Genomic DNA, 18,868 nt, shown 5'->3' on the forward strand with positions numbered 1-18,868 from the left:
GCTTACAGAAATGGGAGGCGCTTTCGGGATTGGCGGAGAGCTGGATCGGATACATTGAGTAGGCAAGTTTTGCTCTAAAGATGTACACCCCTGTCACAAATAACTTATTGCGGTAATATTTGACGCGCAATATACTCTTTCGAGGGCGCGCAAGCGAGTCCCCAACAACAATTGGCAGTGAGGGTAGTATGTTGAAAGTACAGAGGAAGACAGCAGTTCAAAAAAACAAGAATAATTTCAAGACAAAAATTTTATTGGGTGGCGTTTTGTCCGCCATCAGCATTGCGGCATTGGCGTCCAGTCACCGCGAGGCACCATCAATCACCACTACACCGAAAGCAGACGGCACAGACTTCTACATGTTTCGCAGTTACGAAGCGAACCGTTCAGATTTCATCACCTTGATTGCCAACTACCAGCCTTTGCAAGACGGCTACGGTGGCCCGAACTACTTCTCGATGGACCCGAATGCACTGTATGAGATTCACATCGACAATGATGGGGACGCACAGGAAGAAATTACATTCCAGTTCAACTTCAAGAACACCTTGCGTGACTTGAAACAAACGATTGGCGGTGCCGATGTCAGTATTCCCCTGATACAACAAGGCGGAGTTACCGGGCTGAACAGCGCCAACCTTAATTTGAACGAAAGCTACACCATGACGGTGGTTCGTGATGGACGCCGCAGTGGTAACCGCACTGTGGTTTCAAAAACTGGTGGTGGTTCTACACTGGAAAAGCCGGTGGACTACATTGGTGAAAAAACACTGGGCAATGCGGCGGCTTATCAGGCCTATTCGGATGCACATATTCACAACGTGACCATTCCAGGTTGCACAGGTGGTACCAATCAGGCCAAGGTATTTGTGGGGCAGCGTCAGGAAGGTTTTGCGGTGAATCTGGGCACTATTTTTGACCTGGTTAACGCACCTTTCAACGTAATTTCCAACCGTACTTTTGCCAACGCAGCAGCCGCCAATTCAATTCAAGATAAAAACGTCACCAGCATTGCCATTGAAATCCACAAGGATTGCCTGACACCCGGCGCGGAAAACGTGGTGGGTGGATGGACAACAGCCAGCGTGCGCCAAGTACAAATTGGCGATGGCATTCCTGCACAAGGCCACCAAACCGCTGAAAAAACAGGTGGTGCATGGGTTCAGGTTTCACGCCTGGGCATGCCTTTGGTGAATGAGGTGGTGATTGGCTTGAAAGACAAAGACCGTTTTAACGCATCCAAGCCCAGTGGTGATGGTCAGTTCTTGAACTACGTATCCAACCCCACATTGCCACAGTTGATCAGCCTGGTGCAAACCGGCAACGCCGGTGCAGCACCCACTAACTTCCCACGCACTGACTTGTTGAACGTGTTTCTTGCTGGTATTCAAGGTGTGAACCGCCCGGCTAATGTGGTGTTGTCGGAAATGTTGCGGTTGAATACTGAAACACCGGTTACGCCAATTGCCATGCAAAACACGCTTGGTTTGGCATTCGGTGATGCGGCTGGTTTCCCGAACGGACGTCGTCCAATCGATGATGTCGTGGATATTTCACTTGTGGCAGTGATGGGTGGCTTGTGTGTGGCCAATGGCGCAAATGATGCTTTCAAGTTGAACACAGTGCCTGGAACAACATTGACTTCTGCTTGCACCCCAGGCAGCGTTCCATTGGGCAATACCTCCTTGTCAATTCATGATGCTGTGGATCAAAGTCGTGTACCCTTCATGAACCGTTTTCCTTACCTGAGCACGCCCACGCCTGGTTCTGGAACACCGGCACCCACACAAACTGTGCTGGCACGCTAAGGAGTTGAATCAATGAAATTCGCCAATATAATCCGTGTGGGCGCAGGTGCGATATTGCTTGCCGGCTTGGCTGCTTGCGGGAGTGATGACACGCCTTTCAATCTGGGGACGGCCAGCAGTGATGGCAACATTAACCAGATTGAGGCTGGTGTACTTGCTGGAAGCAGTACAGAAGCAGGTGAGCCAGACAATGTGAGTAACCTCGCGCTGGCTACATCGGAAACCGATGAGCCTTTTGATTTGCCCGACTAAACACCAGTTGCTTTAACGGTGAGGTCAGCAAAGCCCTGTGGTTATCTCAATCCGCAGGGCTTTGCTTTATCGGGGGTTTAGCGTCACCGAGAGGAATTGGCTTTTGAAACCGTTGCCGCTTTCTTCGCTGATCAGGGTGCGTAAAAGTGCCTTGGATTTGGGTTGCAACAGCAGTTTCACTTTGCCATCGGTATCGGTGTTGCTCCACAAGGTGATGGGTGTCTCGGGGTATTCAAGACCCACCGACACACCTGCCAAAGGTGCACCGTTTCTGTATAAAAAAATGTTGTCCGTGTCGCCTGGTTTGTGCACGAATTGAGCCAACTCGCTGTTGTACAGTGGGCTGCCGATTTCAATGGGCTTGATTTGTGACAGCTTGAAGTATTCTTCCTGAAAGGTTTTGCTGCGCCGTGCTTTGTCGACCAACAATGTGTCAACCTTGTTTTCTTCAAGGTGCGCAACTCCCTGCGCTGTTGAAAGCTCAATCAGACTGGTCTTCAATCTGGCTACACAGTTTTGCGTGTTGTCGGGGTAAGGATACCGTGTGCTTTTTTTGTCGAATTTCAATTCAAATGCTTCCCCGTCAGCGGCCACGCAACGAACCGATTCCACATATTGACCTTTCACTACAATTTCTTTTGCCGGAAAGTTGTGGCCTGTGGACAAGCTGAGGTTGGCTTGGCCGGCTTCGATCCAGGTCAGGTGGGCGAAGGCTGAAACCGGTACGGTGAGTGCGATCAATGTGCTTAATATTTTCACTATAAAATACTCCTTGTGATGAAAGACATTTTGCGCCCGTTATTGAAAAGAGTGGTGAGGTGACCGCGAAATGGATGAAATCCAGTCAGCGAGGCTACTGCTTACAGAAAATAAATATAGTAGTGCTGCGTGTAATATTGGCGGTGCTTTGACTAATTTCCGTTTAAAGAAAATTTCATGACCACACTTTCAAACTCGTTCCGCCTGGCTTGTTTGCCCCTTGCCGTTGTTTCGCTGTTTTTGCCCAGCTATGCAGGCGCACATGGTGTGCATTTCGAGGGGCTTGAGCTGGACGATGTGGTGGTTGAGGATGAAATTGATGCCATTCATACCTTGGGTGGCATTACCAGTTCACAAGGCGTGCTGGGCCAAAAACGACTGGCCAATCAAAACCCGGCGCGGTCCTCCGATGTACTGGAAGCCGTGCCCGGTTTGAATGTGACCCAGCATTCAGGCGGTGGCAAGGCCAACCAGTATTTCTTGCGCGGCTTCAGCCTCGACCATGGCACTGACTTGTCAGTGAATTTTCTGGGTGCACCGTTGAACCTGGTTGGCCACGCGCACGGTCAAGGTTATGCCGATTCCAACATGATCATTCCCGAGTTGCTTTCGCGGGTGGAATACCGCAAGGGGCCGTACTTTGCACAAGATGGGGACTTCAGCACCGCTGGTTCGCTGAACATTGATTATGTGAACGAGCTCAAGCGCGGCCTGGCCTCGGTGTCGATTGGCGAGTTTGGCTATCGCCGTGGATTGCTGGCGAATTCTGTCAAATTCAATGACGATCAAACCAGCTTGCTGTATGCGTTTGAACTGACTGACAACAACGGACCTTGGGACATCAAGGAAAACCAGTACAAGCACAATATGTTGCTTAAATTGAACCATCGCATTGATTCGAGCAAGAAGCTGGAGCTGAATTATTCGGGTTACGAATCGCGCTGGACATCTACTGATCACATTCCGGTTGATGCAGTGGCCCAAGGCGTGGTGGGCCGATTTGGCAGCCTGGATTCAACCGCTGGCGGATTTACCCAGCGGCATGCTTTATCGGGCAATTTCACGGCTGTGTGGGATCAATCGATTACGCAGGTGAGGGCATATGTGGCGGACTACAAACTCGACTTGTACAGCGACTTCACGTATGGCCTGCGCGACAATGCCCCGCTGGGCAGGCCAGGCGTTTTGTCGGACCAGTTCAACCAGTTCGATAGCCGCACCACGTATGGTGCAGGTTTAACCCACACCGTTTTTGGCAACTTGTCGTTTGTTCAATCCCAACTGGCCATGGGACTTGATTATCGAATTGACGATGTGAAGCCCGCAGGGCTTTACGAAAGTATTGCGCGGCAACGTTTGGCCACCCGCAATGAAGACAATTTCGAGCAACGCAATTTGGGCGTGTTTGTTTCCCAGCAAGTGTTGCCACTTTCATGGGTCAAGCTGACAGGTGGTTTGCGTTACGACCAGTTTGATGTGGATTTGAATGGCCAGTTTGACGAAGATGAAGATGTGACCACACCCAACGTGCTTCGCAGTGGTTCGCGCAAAGACACCCTGCTTAGTCCGAAGTTCAGCGCGAGCTTCACGCCTTTTGAGCACAATACCGAATTGTTCTTCTCGGTGGGGCGAGGCTTTCACAGCAACGACCCTCGAGGCCTGTTCACTGCTGCACCGGTGGATTACCTGGTCAAAACCCGTGGTGTTGAAGCGGGTGTCAAAACGACTAACGACGCCAAAAACCTGAGTGCATCGGCCACGCTGTTTCAGTTGAAAAGCAATTCTGAACTGGTTTTTGTGGGGGATGCAGGCACCACAGAACCCAATGGTGCCACCCAGCGCAATGGGCTTGAGTTGATTGCGAGTTATTTCAACCGGTCAGGCTTTGAGGTAGATGGCTTCATCACACTGGTGGACGCACGATTTGTTAACGTGGCTGACAATGGTATTCCGAATGCCATTGAAGAATCGGCGGCGGTGTCGATTGGGCAAACACTGGGCGACTTCAAATTGGGTTACAAGCTGAAATACATTGGCAGTGCCCCGTTGGTTGAAGACCGCAGCATCAAGTCTGATTCCGTGATCAATTCCGACCTGTTTGTGAATTACAAAGTGAACAATGACCTGAGTTTGAATTTTTCCATATTCAATCTGTTTGACCGTGACAACAGCGACATTCAATATGCACAGGATTATTTCCTGGCAGGCAACCAGGCGTTTGGAAAAACATTTCACCCCGCATTGCCACGGCATGCACGCTTGACCGCCAATTGGTTGTTCTGATTGGGCGCACGCAGGGCGTGGTTTACGGAAATTGGAACTGTGTTGGGGTAGGCGCCTTACACCCTGTCAGTAAAGCCTGACAGCCCATGCTCGCCTTTCCCAATTCAAAAAATTGGGCAAAGCGGGTATCGTGTGGCATGTGCTAACACATCGGTGTTAACTCACTTGCTTGATACCCAAGCCCCCCTCTGGATGATTGTTCGAGTCTTCTCATGATATCTGGTGACAAAAGCAGCATTGCATTCACAAGCCCCGACCCCAAGAAAGCAGACCCGCTGGTGTCCAGCCGCCCCCCTGAAATCAAGACAGCCGCCGATCGCGATGGCGCCAGCGTGGTGGTGTCGTTCTCGAAACCCCAAGGCAAGCTGTTGATTGACAGCGCAACGCCGTTTGATGCGGACAAGGTAGAAATGATTCGGCGCGAGTTAAGCCGCGGCGCACTTAAAATTGATGCCAATGTGGTGGCCGATCGCATGATCAACGACCAGAAGGCTTTGTTGGGGTGATCTTGCCAGCCAAGTGGTCAACACGAAATCAACATAAAAACCGGAATTATGAAAAAGTGTTCACTAAAAACTGGTTTTTCTGTTTGATTTAAAATATCCCTAATAATCAATTATTTAAGCGGGAATTTAAGTGTACAGTTGTACTCTTCTGACACTTTATTCTAGTTTTTTACCCAAAATAAGTTGCCAAAAACAGCGTGGTTTGGTTAAATTAGTGCACACATGTTCACTAATGCGGAAAAGCCATGAGAACCAACAGCCAGTTAAGCAACAAAGTAGTACGCGGACTCTCCAAAATTTTGGGCCAGGAATTCGTCAACTTCTGGCTTGAACAAGCTGGCAGCACCCAGTCCATCGATCGGTGCCTGGCTGAAGTGGTTCGCATTGACCGTGAAACCGCCGATGCAGTCAGCCTGTGGCTAAAGCCAAACGCCTTGTTCAAAGGCTTTGAAGCTGGCCAGCACGTGAACCTGAGCGTGACCATTGATGACGTGGTGCACACCCGTTCATACAGTTTCAGCAATGCCCCAACAGCCGATGGCCTGGTTCGCCTGACCATCAAGCAAACGCCAACCGGCCTGGTTTCGCGCTTCGCGGTGAACCAGCTTGAAGTGGGCACAATCGTGGAGCTGGGCGATGTGTTCGGCGACATGACTTTGTCCCACACCCAACCTGAACTGACATCCCAACGCCCCGCCATGCTGTTGTTGGCAGCAGGCAGCGGCATTACCCCCATGATCAGCCTGATCGAAACACTGGAAGCCCAAGGCTGGCCAGCAGACGTCACCTTGATGAGCTGGGCGCGCAACCCGGAAGACGTGCTGTTTGACGCCGCACTGAAAGCCAAGACCAATGAACACTTCAAGTATGTGCGCTTGCTGGAAAGCGGTGCAAACATGGCTGAAGGTGATCTGGCAGGCCGCCCCAGCAAGGAACAGTTTGCAGCAGTGGCTGGTGCCCTGGACAACACCGACGTGTACGCCTGTGGCCCGGATGGTTTCATGACTGCACTGCGCGGCATTCTGGGTGATTCGCCCAAGAGCTTCCACGCCGAATCATTCACGCCCATGGCCTTGAGCATTGATGAAAGCGCTGAAGTGAAAACATTCACCGTGACGCTGACCAAGAGCAACCGCATTCTGGAAGTAAGCAACAACAAGCCCTTGCTGAAAGCATTGCAGGAGCAGGGCATCAACCCACCCCACGGTTGTGGCATGGGCATTTGCAACACCTGTTCCTGCGAAAAAATTACCGGTACCACACAGAACATGCAGAACAAATCGGTCTGCGGAACCAACAACTCAGCGCTGCGTTTGTGTATCAACGCCGCCCAAGGCCCGGTAACACTGGACCTGTAAAACCCAATTCAAAAAATATTCGGAGCAACATCATGAGAAAAGCAGACCGCAAATTGAGCCCCGCCGAACTGGAACAGTTTGGTGCTGAAATTGAAGCAATCCGCCAGAAGCACCTGGCCGATGTGGGCGAACGCGATGCCAAGTACATCACCAAGATTGAAAAAGCTGTGCGTTATACCGAAGTGGCAGGCCGCGCCATGTTGATGGCTGGCATTTTCCCGCCCGCATTCGTGCTGGGTACGCTGACCCTGGGTGTTTCCAAGATTCTGGAAAACATGGAACTGGGCCACAACGTGATGCACGGTCAGTACGACTTCATGCAGAACAAGCGCCTGATGGGCCAAACCTACGAGTGGGACACCTGGTGCACCGCCGACAACTGGCGCTACAGCCACAACTATCGCCACCACACCTTCACTAACGTGTTGGGTGAGGACCATGACATTGGTTACGGCGTGTTGCGTCTGTTCCCCGAACAGAAGTGGGAACCCCGCTTCCTGGCCAACGTGCCCATGATGGCCCTGCTGGCCACATTCTTTGAAAACCTGCTGGCCTTGCAAACCCTTGAACTTGAAAAAGTGATCAGCGGCGAGAAAACCCTCAAGGAAACCAAAGACCGCGCCATTCCAACCTTCAAGAAGGCTGGCCGTCAAATTGCGAAAGACTACATTTTCTTTCCGCTGTTGGCCGGTCCATTCTTCCTGCCCGTGCTGGCTGGTAACTTCCTGGCCAACATCATTCGCAACTACTGGACATTCACCATCATTTTCTGCGGTCATTTCACGGCTGATTCTGAAGTGTTTGACAAGTCCATCACCGAAGGTGAATCGCAGGCACATTGGTATTTGCGTCAATTGAAAGGCTCTTCAAACCTGACCGGTGGCAAGCTGTTCCACATCATGTCAGGTAACTTGAGCCACCAGATTGAGCACCACCTGTTCCCTGAAGTGCCAGCCCATCGCTATGCAGAAATGTCGGTTGAGGTACAGGAAATTTGCAAGCGCTATGGCCAGCACTACAACAAGGCGTCCATTGTGAAGCAGTTTTCAACAGTGGTTGGCCGTGCATTCAAGTACAGCCTGCCATCATTGAAGCGCAGCAAAACACAAGCCGTGGCAGCCTGATCCAAAGCGAAGTCCTTTCTGTGTAATCCCAAGGCAATCCTGTCGCGTTAGACACTGTGCGCTCTCCCCAAGGGGGCGCACAGGTTTTACAACAAACATAGGATGTCAGCCATGAAAAAACTAATCTCTGTTGCCGCACTTGCAGCCGCTTTCGCAAGCCCGGCTTTTGCCGAAGGCCCCTACTTGGGCGCCACATACAACAACCTCGGTATTTCCGACAGCCGCATTGGTGGCAACCAATTGGACATTGACACGGTGGGCGTGGTTGCAGGCTACGAACTCAGCCCCAATCTGGCCGTGGAAGGCCGTTTGATGACGGGTGTGGACGAAGAATCCTCGGGTGCGTTTCGTGGAGAAATTGATTCTTACATCGGTGCCAACCTGTTGGGCAAATTGCCGTTGAATAACCAGTTTTCCTTGTACGGTACTCTGGGTTATGGCTTTTTTGACACCAGTATCAGTGGCCCCGGTTTCAATGTGGACGACGATGAAGGCGGCTTGAGCTATGGCGGCGGCGTGATGTACACCGCGGGCAGCGTGAATATACGCGCAGGCTATGAAATGCTTTACGACAAGAACAATGTTGAGGCCGATGGCTTGAACTTGACTGCCACCTTCGCCTTCTAAAAATCATCAATAATCAAGGGGTTGTCACATTGCGGCATCCCCTTGTGCCCGCTTGCCAACATATCGTGTTCTCAGACCAGAAGATAGACCGGAAGTGATGGCTTTTTAAAGCGCTTCTTGGTACTTTCATCCTGTAACATTGCCTAACATTTTTGAGGTAAGGTCATGTTGTCAGGAAGCGGGATGCGTCAATTTCACGTTTTGCTTTTATTGCTGTTCTCCAGCAGCCTTTTGCACGCCCAGCCGGTACGGATTGGGGTGTCTGAAACCATTTTGTCCTTGCCTCTTTTCGTGGCCCAATCCGAGGGGCTTTTCGCCAAACGCGGCGTCGATGTCACTCTGGTCAAGTGTGTCGGGGGAAACCGGTGCATGAAAAACATGCTGGCGGGTCAAACAGACCTGGCCACAGCCACTGAGCTACCCGTGGTGTTCAACAGTTTCGAGCGAGCCGATTTTGCCATTTTGACCAGCTTTGTCAGTACGTCCAACGATGTGAAGGTTCTTGCCAGAAAAAAGGCCAATGTGTCTCAAGCTCAGGAGCTTAGAAACAAAAAGTTGGGCTACATCAAGGGTACAGCGAGCCAGTATGTGCTTGATCTGGTGTTGGTCTACAGTGGGGTCGACCCATCTACAGTGACCCCCATTGCCATTACGCCCGAGACTGCACTGCAAGCCCTCGCCAAAGCGGAGGTGGATGCCTTGTGCATTTGGGAGCCCTTTGCGTCGAAAATTCAAAAGGAACTGGTCTCTGAAGTGAATCTGGTTCCCGCCCCGAGGTTATACACCGAAACTTTCAACCTGATCGCAACAAAACCGGTCATCAAGACCCGCCCGCGTGATCTGGAGTTGATTTTGCTGGCTTTGAAGGACAGCACCGAGTTCATCAATCAGAACCCGGATAAGGCCAAGACCCTGCTTGCCCAGCGTTTTGATATTCCCATGGCGATTGTGAATTCGATATTCAATGATTACCGGTTCAAGCTCAGTTTGAACCGTTCCTTGCCGCGTACCATGGAGGGGCAGGCTCGCTGGGCCATGCGGGAAGGGCATGTGGATTCTGCTTTGACCCAACCAAACTACAATTCCTATGTGTATCCTCGATTATTGAAAAAGGCAGACCCCGGTGCAGTATCCCTTCCGTAAAGGCTGAACCTAGTGCGTGTCTCTACAAAGATCAATTGGGCAGTGATGTGCACCATTGTGTGCACCGTTGTGCTTGTGCTTGGGAACATGTTCATTATCAGTGAGCAGTTCAAAGGTTTAAAGCGCACCGAGAAAGCCCAATCGATTACCCATTTGTCTTCTGACTTGCTGGTATTGACTCAGGAATATGTCCTGTTTCAATCGCCTTCCGTTCGTGATGCGTGGGGCCAAACCCGCGATGAACTTGAAAGGGTTCTCAAAGCTCCCACAAAATCCGGAGTGAAGCCACAAGAACTCGCTGACATTGAAAGCAGCCTGGCCGAACTGAAACCAATTTTCGAGGAACTGGTGATTGGTAACCTGCTGGTGGGCGAAGAGACGGATTTCATGCAACGGCGACAAGCCTTGATTATTGAGCGCCTGATTGCCGAAACCCAGCTAATCTCTGAGTTGGGTTACCAATGGGCCGCTCAAGTGAACAAGGATCAGACCAGTTACCTGCAGGGATTAACCTTGCTGGGGGCACTTGGACTGGGCAGCTTTGTATTGGTGATTGCGCTATTGGTCGCCTTGATTCGAGGTGGTGTCTTGAACCCCTTGATTCGGTTGAAGCGCACAGCAGAGGCCATTCGCAATGGCAACGAAGATGCCGTGTGCGACGTCAGCTCTGAAGACGAGATAGGCGATGTGGCCCGCGCTGTGAACCAGATGACGCAAAGTCTGGCTCACAAGAACAAGCGCTTGCGTGTAGCCAATGCGCGCGTGGAGAATGCCAGCAAGGCGAAAACCGAGTTTCTTTCCAGCATGAGCCACGAGATTCGCACGCCGTTGAATGGCATTGTGGGTTTGACTTACCTGCTTAAAGACACCGCAGTGTCTTCCAACCAGAAGCTGCTGCTGGACAGTCTGGAGAAGACGTCGCGCAACCTGATTGATCTGGTCAGCGATGTACTTGACATCTCCAAGATCGAGTCAGGCAGCATGGAACTGGAGAACCGGGCATTCTCCGTACTCGAATTTGTGGACAAGGTGGCGGGCATCATGACAGGGGCCGCGGCCAGCAAGCCCGTTGAGTTGATTATCAGCCCGGCCTCCAACCTGCCACCTACGCTGGTCGGTGACGAGCTGCGCCTGCGCCAGATTGTCGTTAATCTGGTGGGCAATGCGATCAAGTTCACCCAGTTTGGCCATGTGCACCTGTTGATCAAAACTGTGCCCAGCCCCCAAGGCATGTGCCGATTGCGTGTCGAGGTTCAGGACACCGGGGTAGGTATTTCTCCTCAAGGTCAGGCCAACCTGTTTCAACAGTTTTACCAGGCCAATAGCTCCGTTGCACGCGAGTTTGGTGGGTCAGGCCTGGGTTTGAACCTGGTTAAAAATCTGGTGGAGCTGATGCAGGGCACGATGGGCTTTTCCAGCGACTTGGGGCAAGGTAGCATTTTCTGGGCGGAACTTGAATTCAAGCTGCCAGAACCTGATGCTGCAACCTTGCCTGAACCCGAGCAGGCTGAGGCCTTTTTGCTGGTGACTGACAATACGCTGCAAGCCGATGCCCTGGTTCAATCTGGACATCTCGTGGGACGTCGGGTGGCTTGCGTGAGTGGACTTGAAGAGGCCATTCACTGGTTTGAATGTGGAGGTAAAGCGGCAGGTGTCATTCTCGATTTTCCGCGTGAAAGTATTGACAGGTTAGTCTGGGTCGATTTCGTGAAATCCATGGGCTTGCGTGGCGTGCCCTGCGCCGTGATGCTGGGCGGCGAAGGTACGCGACGCCTGTTGAACAAGGGGATCAGTGAAATATTCAGTGCCATTTATGTCAAGCCGCTAACACCCTTGCAGCTCAAGGATGCTTTCAATGGCCCTAGCCCCAATTTACCCATGCGCTCAGGCTTTGCGGCAACCACCGCTAACAAGCTGAATTTGTTGATTGTGGACGACAGTGAATTGAACCTGAAAGTACTTGACGGCATTTTAAGCCGCAAGCAGGCCAACATCACCAAGGCAAAGAACGGCCTGGAGGCTTTGTCCTTTTTGTTGCAGTTTGGACACGGGTTTGATGCAGTGGTAATGGATGTACAAATGCCCTTGATGGATGGGCTTGAGGCGACCCGGGAGCTTCGCAAGCAGCCTTTCAATTCGGACTTGCCGGTGATTGGCCTCACCGGAGAAGTGAGTAGCGAGGATGAAAAGCGTGCCTTGGAGGCGGGTATGAACGCCGTTCTTCACAAACCGTTGCAGCCGGAAGACTTGATGTTTTTGTTGAACAAGTTGATCAAGCCTGTTTCCGTGTAAACAGTTTGTTTAACGCGCTGCAACAATCCACATGTTGTCGCTGGTGGGTTGGCGATCAGCCAGCCCAAACTGCACCACTTTCAGGCCGTTGCGAACAATCAACGCCTCCAGATTTTCAGGGGTGAAGTAATTCACATGGTCGGGCAGGCGAAAGCCGCACCATTTTTCTGCGCGAACCTTGCGGTTCCAGGAACCGTAATTGGGCACCTTGATAATGACCACACCACCGGGTTGTAGAACCCGTGCGACGCCCTTCAGCAGCCCATCGGGTTCGACCTCATGTTCAAGAAATGCGCTCATCAGCACACCAGCAAAATGGGCTTCGGGCAGTTTTTGAATGCCGTTGAGTGCGTTGTCGTGCATGATGCTGCCGCCGCGTGGCTCCACCACGGCGCCTGCTGCTTGGGCCAGTGCCTTGGACACTTCAATGCCGTAAGGTTGATATTGCGTGGGCAACGTGGCCAGCAGGCCCCCAGCGGCACAGCCGATGTCCAGCACCCGTCCACCCGGAATGTACTTGGCAATCAGTTCTGGCAGCTTGTTGCGCTTTAGTACCTTTTGGCGGAAATGCTTGAATGCCCGGCTCAGGCCCTGTTTGACGGGTTCACGTTCTTCGCGCACTTGCCGTTCGGTTTCCGAGGTTTTTTCCCAGGCAAATTCTTCACTCAGCCGTTCATACACCGGGGCGCGTTTCAGGTACACGAATTTGCAACCCTTACATTCAACCATGGGCCATTCATCGTTGCCGTAGCTGAGGATTGTTGCGTCCTCGGCGCTGGCCTTGCAGAAAGGGCAAGTGCGTGACACAAGGCGTTGGCTGACGTCCATCCTGAAATTCTCTTGATTCGGTAATGCGGGTTTATAAATGTGTTAGCTTGACACCGGTTGATGGCCGAAGCGTTTTCGATTGTACATCACTTGTTTTCACAACTTGGAGGGAACCGATTTGAAACTCTTGCTGAGCTGGATATTGCATGCGCTGGCATTGATGGGCGTGGCGTACTTGCTGCCCGGTGTGCTTGTGGAGGGCTTTTGGGCCGCGCTTTGGGCCGCTTTGATTTTGGGTTTGGTGAACACCGTGGTGAAACCGGTGCTGCTGATTTTGACCCTGCCGTTGACCGTGGTCACCCTGGGGCTTTTCTACTTTGTGTTGAACGGCCTGATGTTTTACTGGGTGGGCTCAATTCTTGACGGATTCACCGTGACCGGCTTTTGGTGGGCGGTTCTGGCGTCGTTGCTGTATTCGGCTTTTGCAACTTTCCTGAGCTCGATCCTGCTTCAGGAGAAGGTGAGGATCGAGCGCATCTGACAATCAGCTTTGTTGCGTCAGTTTGAATTTGCCCATGACTGTGTCCATTTGGCGGGAAAGCCCCTGCAATTGGTCAATTACGTTGTTCACTTCATGGGCCACACCCTGACTTTCTTCGGTCATACGGGCAATTTTTTCCACCTGCTGCGCAATCAGGGTTGAGGCCGAGCTTTGTTCCTTCAGTGCCTCTGTGATTTCATTCACAGCCCGTTCAGCATCCACGGTGTGGTGGCTGATGGCTTCCATCTGGTGATCGGCGCCCAGCGATGAACGTTGCCCAGACTGGATCATCTCGGTCCAGCCGTGAACCTGTTCGACAGCCGACCTTGTTTCACTTTGAATGCCGGAAATCAGTACTGAAATGCTTTTCGTGGATTCAGCTGTTTTTTCAGCCAGCTTGCGTACTTCGTCAGCCACCACCGCGAACCCTCGACCTTGTTCACCGGCGCGTGCAGCCTCGATGGCCGCATTCAGGGCCAGCAGGTTGGTTTGGTCCGCGATGGCGTGAATGACCTGGATGATGCTGGAAATGTTGTCGGACTGAAGCCCCAGGTTATTGATGCTTTGCGCCAGCGTGCCTGATGCGGCGCTGATTTCTTCCATGGCCAATCGAGCCTGTTTCACGCTTTCGCGACCTTCGCCCGAGGACTGCCCGGCCTGATTTGACAAGCTCAATGCCTGGTTGGCGTGCGTGTGAACCTGCCCGATTGAAACAGTGAGTTCCTCCACCGAGGCGGCCACGGCGGATGCTGAATCGGTTTGCTCCTGCACACTGGTTTTGACTTGTGAGGCTGCCGTGACAAGCGTGCCTATGGTGTCGGCCATACGCGCTGATGCATCCACGATTTCCCCCACCAACCCGGTTTGCTTTTGGCGAATGTTCTCAAGCGCTGCCCGAATTTTGCTGGTTTCATTGCTACCCGGGCTTTCAATTGGGTTGGACAGGTCACCCATGCCGATGATTTTTGCATGGGCCAGAATTTGTGCAATTTCACCATTTACGTCCCGAAAGACGACAAAGCCCAAGGCGCAAGCCAGTAGCAGCACTACGGCAGAGCCTGTACCCGAAGTGATCAAGTCAATCTGCATGTTGTCAATACGAACCCGGAGGTCTTCCTGCAGGGTACGGTTCAAACCGCGGCTCAAGGCAAACGCGCTGTTGAAGGCCGCGTTCAGTTGGCGAATGGCTTCGGGTGAGCCGCTGATGCTTTCGTAGTTCAGGTCTTTTGCGGATTCACCTTGCACCCATTTGGCCACGCCTTCCAGGTTCTGGTAAATGGCATCCAGGTGTTGTGTGGTTTCGGCCTTGATGTCACCGCCAGCAGCCGCCGATTTTTGTGTGGCTTCGCGAATCTCATCCAGCGCCCGGTTCAGTGTGCCCAGCCGCGAACGCGCGAAGCTCAGGGTGCCGCCCACATCTGTGTCTTGAAAGCGCAGTTTGCCTTCCAGTTCGGCAATGTATTCAATGGCTCCCGGCAACTGGAATGCCATGGGGCTCATCATGTAGTAGCTGGGCAGGTAAGGGTCCAGGGTCAACTCGCTTTCATCGGCCATTTGGCGCACCAGCGTCACCGTGTGGTTGCCCAGGGCCACGCTTTGGCTTTCTGTTGCATTGCGTGCCAGGGCTTGCGGCAAAAGTGAAACCAGTTTGTCGATGTTGGCTTTGGTGTTGGGCCAATGCTCAGGCACGCTCGCTTTCAGGTCATTGAGGGTTTTGATCGTGGGTTCAATCGAGTCATTTTGTTTCTGGGCCCGGTTTTGCAGTATCTCCTGTATCACCGGGTTGAGCTTTTCCAGAAAAACCGCGCCTTGAAGTTCGTTGTCGGAGGAAGCAATCAGTGTGCTGATTTGCGAGTACATCTGTTGAAACAGGAAGCCGAAAGCCAATAACAAAGGCAGTGCGATCAGCGCACATTTCTTTGGCAAGGTGAGTGAGTTGAGAATGGACTTGACCGGCATGAAGTTCCCCTGAGAAATACGAACAATTGGTTGAATACAATTGTGTCGATTCAGGGCGGTGTTCACATCCCTGCTGGAAGGGAACCCAAACTGGTTAGTTGTTAACCCATCAGGGAGGAGAGCCCTTGCCAGCAAAGTCGCAGGGCCAGCATGCTGAGCAAAATGTTCAGTACCATCCTGAATTTTGATTCAGGAATTGTTGAAAGCAGGCGCGCACCGGCAATGTTGCCTGCCAGTGTGGCCAGGCCGATGCCCAGCAGCATGGGCCAATAGTCCAGGATACTGACACTGAGGCTGGTGAATGCAATGATCTTGATGCCATGTTGAATGGTCATGGCCATTCCGTGTGTGGCTACGACGGTTTCACGCCGCCATTCGGATTTTGGCAGAACGGACATGACCAAGGGCCCAGTTGCGCCCAGGATCAGGCTCAAGCCCGTGGTGCTGCCACCGGATATGGCAGGGTGCCAATTGCTCAGTTTCAACCAGTCTGCCTTCCAGGTGGCCAGTAAAATGAACAGCCCAAGCAGCACTTGCCCCAAGGCCACTGGCATGTACAAAGCCAGTGGCGTGATGGCAGCACCGCCCAGAATGGAGCCGAGAAAAAATGGCCTGACATACGTCCAATTGATGTGCCTGTGTTGTACAAAGACCCGGTTGGTGTTGGACATCAGTTGTGCTGCACCGTGAAGGGGTATCAGCAAGGCTGGGGGTACAAATTGCGCCATGATGGCCAACAGCACCACACCGCCCCCCACGCCCATGGCCGCTGTGATGCTGGACGTGACAAAAGCCGCCAGGCTGAGCAGCAGCACCAAGGCCATGGTGTCCCCTTATTTGTTCAGCACTTCAATGGTACCGATGCTTGTACCGGCCAAATCAAGCAGAATGGTGTGGGTACCAGGCTCGCTGGCCTTGATGCTGACGAGTGTGGTTTCATTGCCGGGCAAGGGTACCCGCGCATCCAGGCCTTCCACGATCAGGGAATCGGTTTCATTGCTGTACACCAGAAACTGGATACGCTGGCCTTTCTGAACCGTAGTGTTGTACGAACCCGTGGTCAGTGCGCCGTCAACTAGGGAAAGCGAGTCAAGTGCCTGTGCAGCATTTTCCTCCCCTGCGGGTATTTGCACAGGCAGTTCCACTGTGGATGGAACATAAAGGTAAGCGCCGGCCAGCGTGGCGCTGGCCAGGCCCAGGTAAACAAGTGCACGTTTGTTCATGGATTGATTTGAGTTCGCTTGGCGGTGGTTCTTTCCCACATTTGAATATACACCTCAGCGGAATTGTATAGCGCCTTCAGGGCTTCATTGCCACCTTCCAGGCGCAACTCTTCAACCCAATCGGCTTTCAGGCCATAGTGCGCCTGCCCCTCTGTATTGGCATCAAACACACGCTCACCGCTGGTCTGTTTGTCGAATTTGACGGGTGTCACATTGATGTTGAATACCCCAGCCCAGTCAGGCCCCTGGAACAGCGTAAACGGATAGCTGATCTGTGGCCTGTCCGCACCGCGTGGGCCAGCCTGGGCACCCAAGCCATTTGTGTCAGCGCCAAAGCCCATGGCAAAATCGAATTGCTGGCTTTTCAAGGGGGCAATCACTTTCAGGTCTTCAGACCAGCTTTTGGCGTCGCCCTGGTAGGGGTAAATGATGCCGCCCGCCGCCAGAATTTTGCGACCCTGTTCGCGGGTAATACCGCCATGCGCGCCGTGCGTGGACACCAGTGGGTACTTCGGCATCTGGCGGTCAGCCATTTCAATCAAATCGCCCTTGATGCTCAGCTCCATGTGATCCACTTCAATGATGACGCCTTTTTCCATCAGGCGTTTGAATGCATACTTGCCCAGTTCTGTCAGACCACGCCGATTGCATTGGCGCTGGTTTTCACCTGTGGGGTACAGCGGGGCCAAGCCCGGGTTGGCACCAATCAGCGCCTGCGTCACAGGGTCGTTGCCCAGACCGGGAACCGAGGTCATGACCGCGCCGGGCTGGCGAAGAATGTAATCCGCGTAATTGTTGTCGCCACCTGGACAATCGTAAGTTTGCCAGAAAGCGCCGGTGTCCAGAAAGTTGCCTACGTTCAACACTGCGCCGTCGAAAATACCGTTTCCGCCGAATGCGTTGTCGAACTCATGAATGGGGAACATCTGGCGCACCCCCAAGGCATGCAGGCGATCCAGTTGTTTGTCGATTTCCGCTTCATCGCACAGGTTCTGACCCAACTTGATGCCGCAGTTGAACAGGTGTGAAATTTCAATCCCCAGTACCACGGCCAGCTTGCCTTCATTGATGACTTTGCGTGCCTCTTTGGGGCTGGTCACTATGCGAAACCAGCCTTTGCCTGGGCCACCTTCCTGCGCATCAATGTAGCTTTCCAGTTGTTTGATGTAGTCAATTTGTGCCACTGCACTTTCCATTTCATTGCAGTTTTGAAGTGGCATACCCTTGCTCACTTTGACCACATTACACAGGGTTTCATTTTCCACCAGGTTGGTCACAAAGATGCGAAGCCCTGCTTGCCAGGCACGTTCCAGCCACTTGTAGTAAAGCCCTTCATGGGTCAGTGCATCGGCTGCAGGCCAGGTGCGGAAGGTGGGCCAACCCTGTGTGTCGTGGGTGGCTTGGGGCGAGAATTTGAACAGGTTGTCCACCAGGTCAAGCCTGCCCATGGGGCCATGATTGGCTTCGCAACTGCCCAGGGCCTGTGTCACACCGAACCGATGGTGAGGGGTGCCGTGGTGGGCACCTCCCAGAAATGTGGTGGCGGTGATGTGGTTGTGCACGTCGGCAAAACCTTTCACGGCATTGTTCAGCCCGGCGCCCGCAAAGGTGCGGCCCTGCGTGTTGGTGGCAATTTCCGGAAATTCGGCACAGCCGGTTGATTTGACAAACTGGAACAGGGTTTCTTCACTGTTGCCGCTGCTTTCGACGGTACCCAAGCCATTGCTGAAGCCCAGCAATGCCAGTTTCATGTTGTTGCCAGAATTGGTGAGCGAAAAGCCAGCACGGCCTTTTTCGTCCTCCAGAACAGTCCATTCAATGGCGTCTGAGAAGGCTGTGGCGCTGGAAACCGGTGTGCCCGCGGAGCTGCCAACAGCCCTCATCATGGCTTTGTCCCGGTTGTAGATCATGTACTTGCCCAGGGCCGTGGGCTTGAGGTAAAACGGGCTTGCATTGACCGCAGTGGCCTGGCTCACACCATAACTGCCATCGCTGTTCATGCTGATGAACCGGTCGTTGGCCAAAGATTGAATGGCCACGCACTGGTTGGCGATGTTAAATGCGGTGGGGCTTTCTTCCACTTCGGCTGGGTTGGTCGGTGTTCCGATGCCGTTGCCAGCCAGTTCGGCATCCGAATTGCAGCCAGCCAATGCTGCGCACAACAGCAATGTACCGAAAAGTACTTGTTTCATGTCTCTTCTTCCTGTGGTCGTTGTGACTCGTGT

At 52.8% G+C, this 18,868-nt stretch carries 16 protein-coding genes; 10 read left to right on the forward strand and 6 right to left on the reverse strand.

All coding sequences use genetic code 11. The features are described from left to right. Positions 1-188: 188 nt before the first annotated feature. Complete coding sequence (locus RGQ30_RS02975) at positions 189-1,808, forward strand: DUF4331 domain-containing protein (protein ID WP_130558399.1); 1,620 nt, start codon at positions 189-191, stop codon at positions 1,806-1,808. 12 nt (positions 1,809-1,820) lie between these two features. Continuing rightward, positions 1,821-2,060 (forward strand): hypothetical protein, encoded by a 240-nt coding sequence (locus RGQ30_RS02980; RefSeq protein WP_130558398.1) that lies wholly within the window; start codon positions 1,821-1,823, stop codon positions 2,058-2,060. Positions 2,061-2,126: 66 nt separating this feature from the next. Here the strand turns inward: RGQ30_RS02980 and RGQ30_RS02985 are convergent, their stop codons facing one another. After that, complete coding sequence (locus tag RGQ30_RS02985; RefSeq protein WP_130558397.1) at positions 2,127-2,819, reverse strand: hypothetical protein; 693 nt, start codon at positions 2,817-2,819, stop codon at positions 2,127-2,129. Positions 2,820-2,996: 177 nt separating this feature from the next. Between RGQ30_RS02985 and RGQ30_RS02990 the strand changes: the two genes are divergently transcribed. The 7 genes from RGQ30_RS02990 to RGQ30_RS03020 all read left to right on the forward strand — a co-directional run bounded on the left by RGQ30_RS02990 (position 2,997) and on the right by RGQ30_RS03020 (position 12,152). Beyond that, positions 2,997-5,102 carry a TonB-dependent receptor gene (locus tag RGQ30_RS02990; protein ID WP_130558396.1) on the forward strand — a complete coding sequence of 702 codons (2,106 nt, stop codon included), beginning with the start codon at positions 2,997-2,999 and terminating at the stop codon, positions 5,100-5,102. A gap of 212 nt (positions 5,103-5,314) precedes the next feature. Continuing rightward, complete coding sequence (locus RGQ30_RS02995) at positions 5,315-5,608, forward strand: flagellar biosynthesis anti-sigma factor FlgM (protein WP_130558395.1); 294 nt, start codon at positions 5,315-5,317, stop codon at positions 5,606-5,608. A gap of 245 nt (positions 5,609-5,853) precedes the next feature. Further along, on the forward strand, positions 5,854-6,966 hold the full coding sequence (locus tag RGQ30_RS03000; protein ID WP_130558394.1) for a ferredoxin reductase: 1,113 nt from the start codon (positions 5,854-5,856) through the stop codon (positions 6,964-6,966). A gap of 32 nt (positions 6,967-6,998) precedes the next feature. Next, entirely contained in the window at positions 6,999-8,090 is a 1,092-nt protein-coding gene (locus RGQ30_RS03005) for a fatty acid desaturase family protein (protein WP_130558393.1), read from the forward strand. Positions 8,091-8,201: 111 nt separating this feature from the next. Continuing rightward, positions 8,202-8,717: a porin family protein gene (locus tag RGQ30_RS03010; RefSeq protein ID WP_298218888.1), complete on the forward strand. Its 516-nt coding sequence runs from the start codon at positions 8,202-8,204 to the stop codon at positions 8,715-8,717. 183 nt (positions 8,718-8,900) lie between these two features. Then, positions 8,901-9,860, forward strand: coding sequence for an ABC transporter substrate-binding protein (locus RGQ30_RS03015; protein WP_298218889.1), 960 nt, complete (start codon positions 8,901-8,903; stop codon positions 9,858-9,860). Positions 9,861-9,947: 87 nt separating this feature from the next. Continuing rightward, the gene (locus RGQ30_RS03020; RefSeq protein WP_338284709.1) at positions 9,948-12,152 is read left to right on the forward strand and encodes an ATP-binding protein; all 2,205 of its coding nucleotides are present in this window, start codon (positions 9,948-9,950) and stop codon (positions 12,150-12,152) included. 9 nt (positions 12,153-12,161) lie between these two features. Here the strand turns inward: RGQ30_RS03020 and RGQ30_RS03025 are convergent, their stop codons facing one another. Beyond that, complete coding sequence (locus RGQ30_RS03025; RefSeq protein WP_130558389.1) at positions 12,162-12,980, reverse strand: class I SAM-dependent methyltransferase; 819 nt, start codon at positions 12,978-12,980, stop codon at positions 12,162-12,164. A 118-nt stretch (positions 12,981-13,098) separates the two neighbouring features. On the opposite strand from RGQ30_RS03025, the gene RGQ30_RS03030 reads away from it, so the two are divergent. After that, positions 13,099-13,461: a phage holin family protein gene (locus RGQ30_RS03030; protein WP_298218895.1), complete on the forward strand. Its 363-nt coding sequence runs from the start codon at positions 13,099-13,101 to the stop codon at positions 13,459-13,461. Positions 13,462-13,464: 3 nt separating this feature from the next. Here the strand turns inward: RGQ30_RS03030 and RGQ30_RS03035 are convergent, their stop codons facing one another. The 4 genes from RGQ30_RS03035 to RGQ30_RS03050 form a co-directional block, all read right to left on the reverse strand. Then, complete coding sequence (locus tag RGQ30_RS03035; protein WP_130558388.1) at positions 13,465-15,420, reverse strand: methyl-accepting chemotaxis protein; 1,956 nt, start codon at positions 15,418-15,420, stop codon at positions 13,465-13,467. 101 nt (positions 15,421-15,521) lie between these two features. Next, positions 15,522-16,244: a sulfite exporter TauE/SafE family protein gene (locus RGQ30_RS03040; protein ID WP_130558387.1), complete on the reverse strand. Its 723-nt coding sequence runs from the start codon at positions 16,242-16,244 to the stop codon at positions 15,522-15,524. A 9-nt stretch (positions 16,245-16,253) separates the two neighbouring features. Then, on the reverse strand, positions 16,254-16,643 hold the full coding sequence (locus tag RGQ30_RS03045) for a hypothetical protein (protein ID WP_130558386.1): 390 nt from the start codon (positions 16,641-16,643) through the stop codon (positions 16,254-16,256). After that, positions 16,640-18,835 carry an amidohydrolase family protein gene (locus RGQ30_RS03050; RefSeq protein WP_338284712.1) on the reverse strand — a complete coding sequence of 732 codons (2,196 nt, stop codon included), beginning with the start codon at positions 18,833-18,835 and terminating at the stop codon, positions 16,640-16,642. The genes RGQ30_RS03045 and RGQ30_RS03050 overlap by 4 nt, the downstream gene beginning before the upstream one ends. Between the last annotated feature and the right edge of the window lie 33 nt (positions 18,836-18,868).

Origin of the sequence: Limnobacter thiooxidans (assembly GCF_036323495.1) — a bacterium.
GTDB lineage: Bacteria > Pseudomonadota > Gammaproteobacteria > Burkholderiales > Burkholderiaceae_B > Limnobacter > Limnobacter thiooxidans.

Coding starts and splice junctions, on each gene's coding strand:
- RGQ30_RS03035 (WP_130558388.1), bottom strand. CDS start 15,420: ATGCCGGTCAAGTCCATTCTCAACTCACTCACCTTGCCAAAGAAATGT.
- RGQ30_RS03000 (WP_130558394.1), top strand. CDS start 5,854: ATGAGAACCAACAGCCAGTTAAGCAACAAAGTAGTACGCGGACTCTCC.
- RGQ30_RS03005 (WP_130558393.1), top strand. CDS start 6,999: ATGAGAAAAGCAGACCGCAAATTGAGCCCCGCCGAACTGGAACAGTTT.
- RGQ30_RS03040 (WP_130558387.1), bottom strand. CDS start 16,244: ATGGCCTTGGTGCTGCTGCTCAGCCTGGCGGCTTTTGTCACGTCCAGC.
- RGQ30_RS03050 (WP_338284712.1), bottom strand. CDS start 18,835: ATGAAACAAGTACTTTTCGGTACATTGCTGTTGTGCGCAGCATTGGCT.
- RGQ30_RS03045 (WP_130558386.1), bottom strand. CDS start 16,643: ATGAACAAACGTGCACTTGTTTACCTGGGCCTGGCCAGCGCCACGCTG.
- RGQ30_RS03015 (WP_298218889.1), top strand. CDS start 8,901: ATGCGTCAATTTCACGTTTTGCTTTTATTGCTGTTCTCCAGCAGCCTT.
- RGQ30_RS02995 (WP_130558395.1), top strand. CDS start 5,315: ATGATATCTGGTGACAAAAGCAGCATTGCATTCACAAGCCCCGACCCC.
- RGQ30_RS03025 (WP_130558389.1), bottom strand. CDS start 12,980: ATGGACGTCAGCCAACGCCTTGTGTCACGCACTTGCCCTTTCTGCAAG.
- RGQ30_RS03010 (WP_298218888.1), top strand. CDS start 8,202: ATGAAAAAACTAATCTCTGTTGCCGCACTTGCAGCCGCTTTCGCAAGC.
- RGQ30_RS02980 (WP_130558398.1), top strand. CDS start 1,821: ATGAAATTCGCCAATATAATCCGTGTGGGCGCAGGTGCGATATTGCTT.
- RGQ30_RS02975 (WP_130558399.1), top strand. CDS start 189: ATGTTGAAAGTACAGAGGAAGACAGCAGTTCAAAAAAACAAGAATAAT.
- RGQ30_RS02990 (WP_130558396.1), top strand. CDS start 2,997: ATGACCACACTTTCAAACTCGTTCCGCCTGGCTTGTTTGCCCCTTGCC.
- RGQ30_RS03020 (WP_338284709.1), top strand. CDS start 9,948: ATGTTCATTATCAGTGAGCAGTTCAAAGGTTTAAAGCGCACCGAGAAA.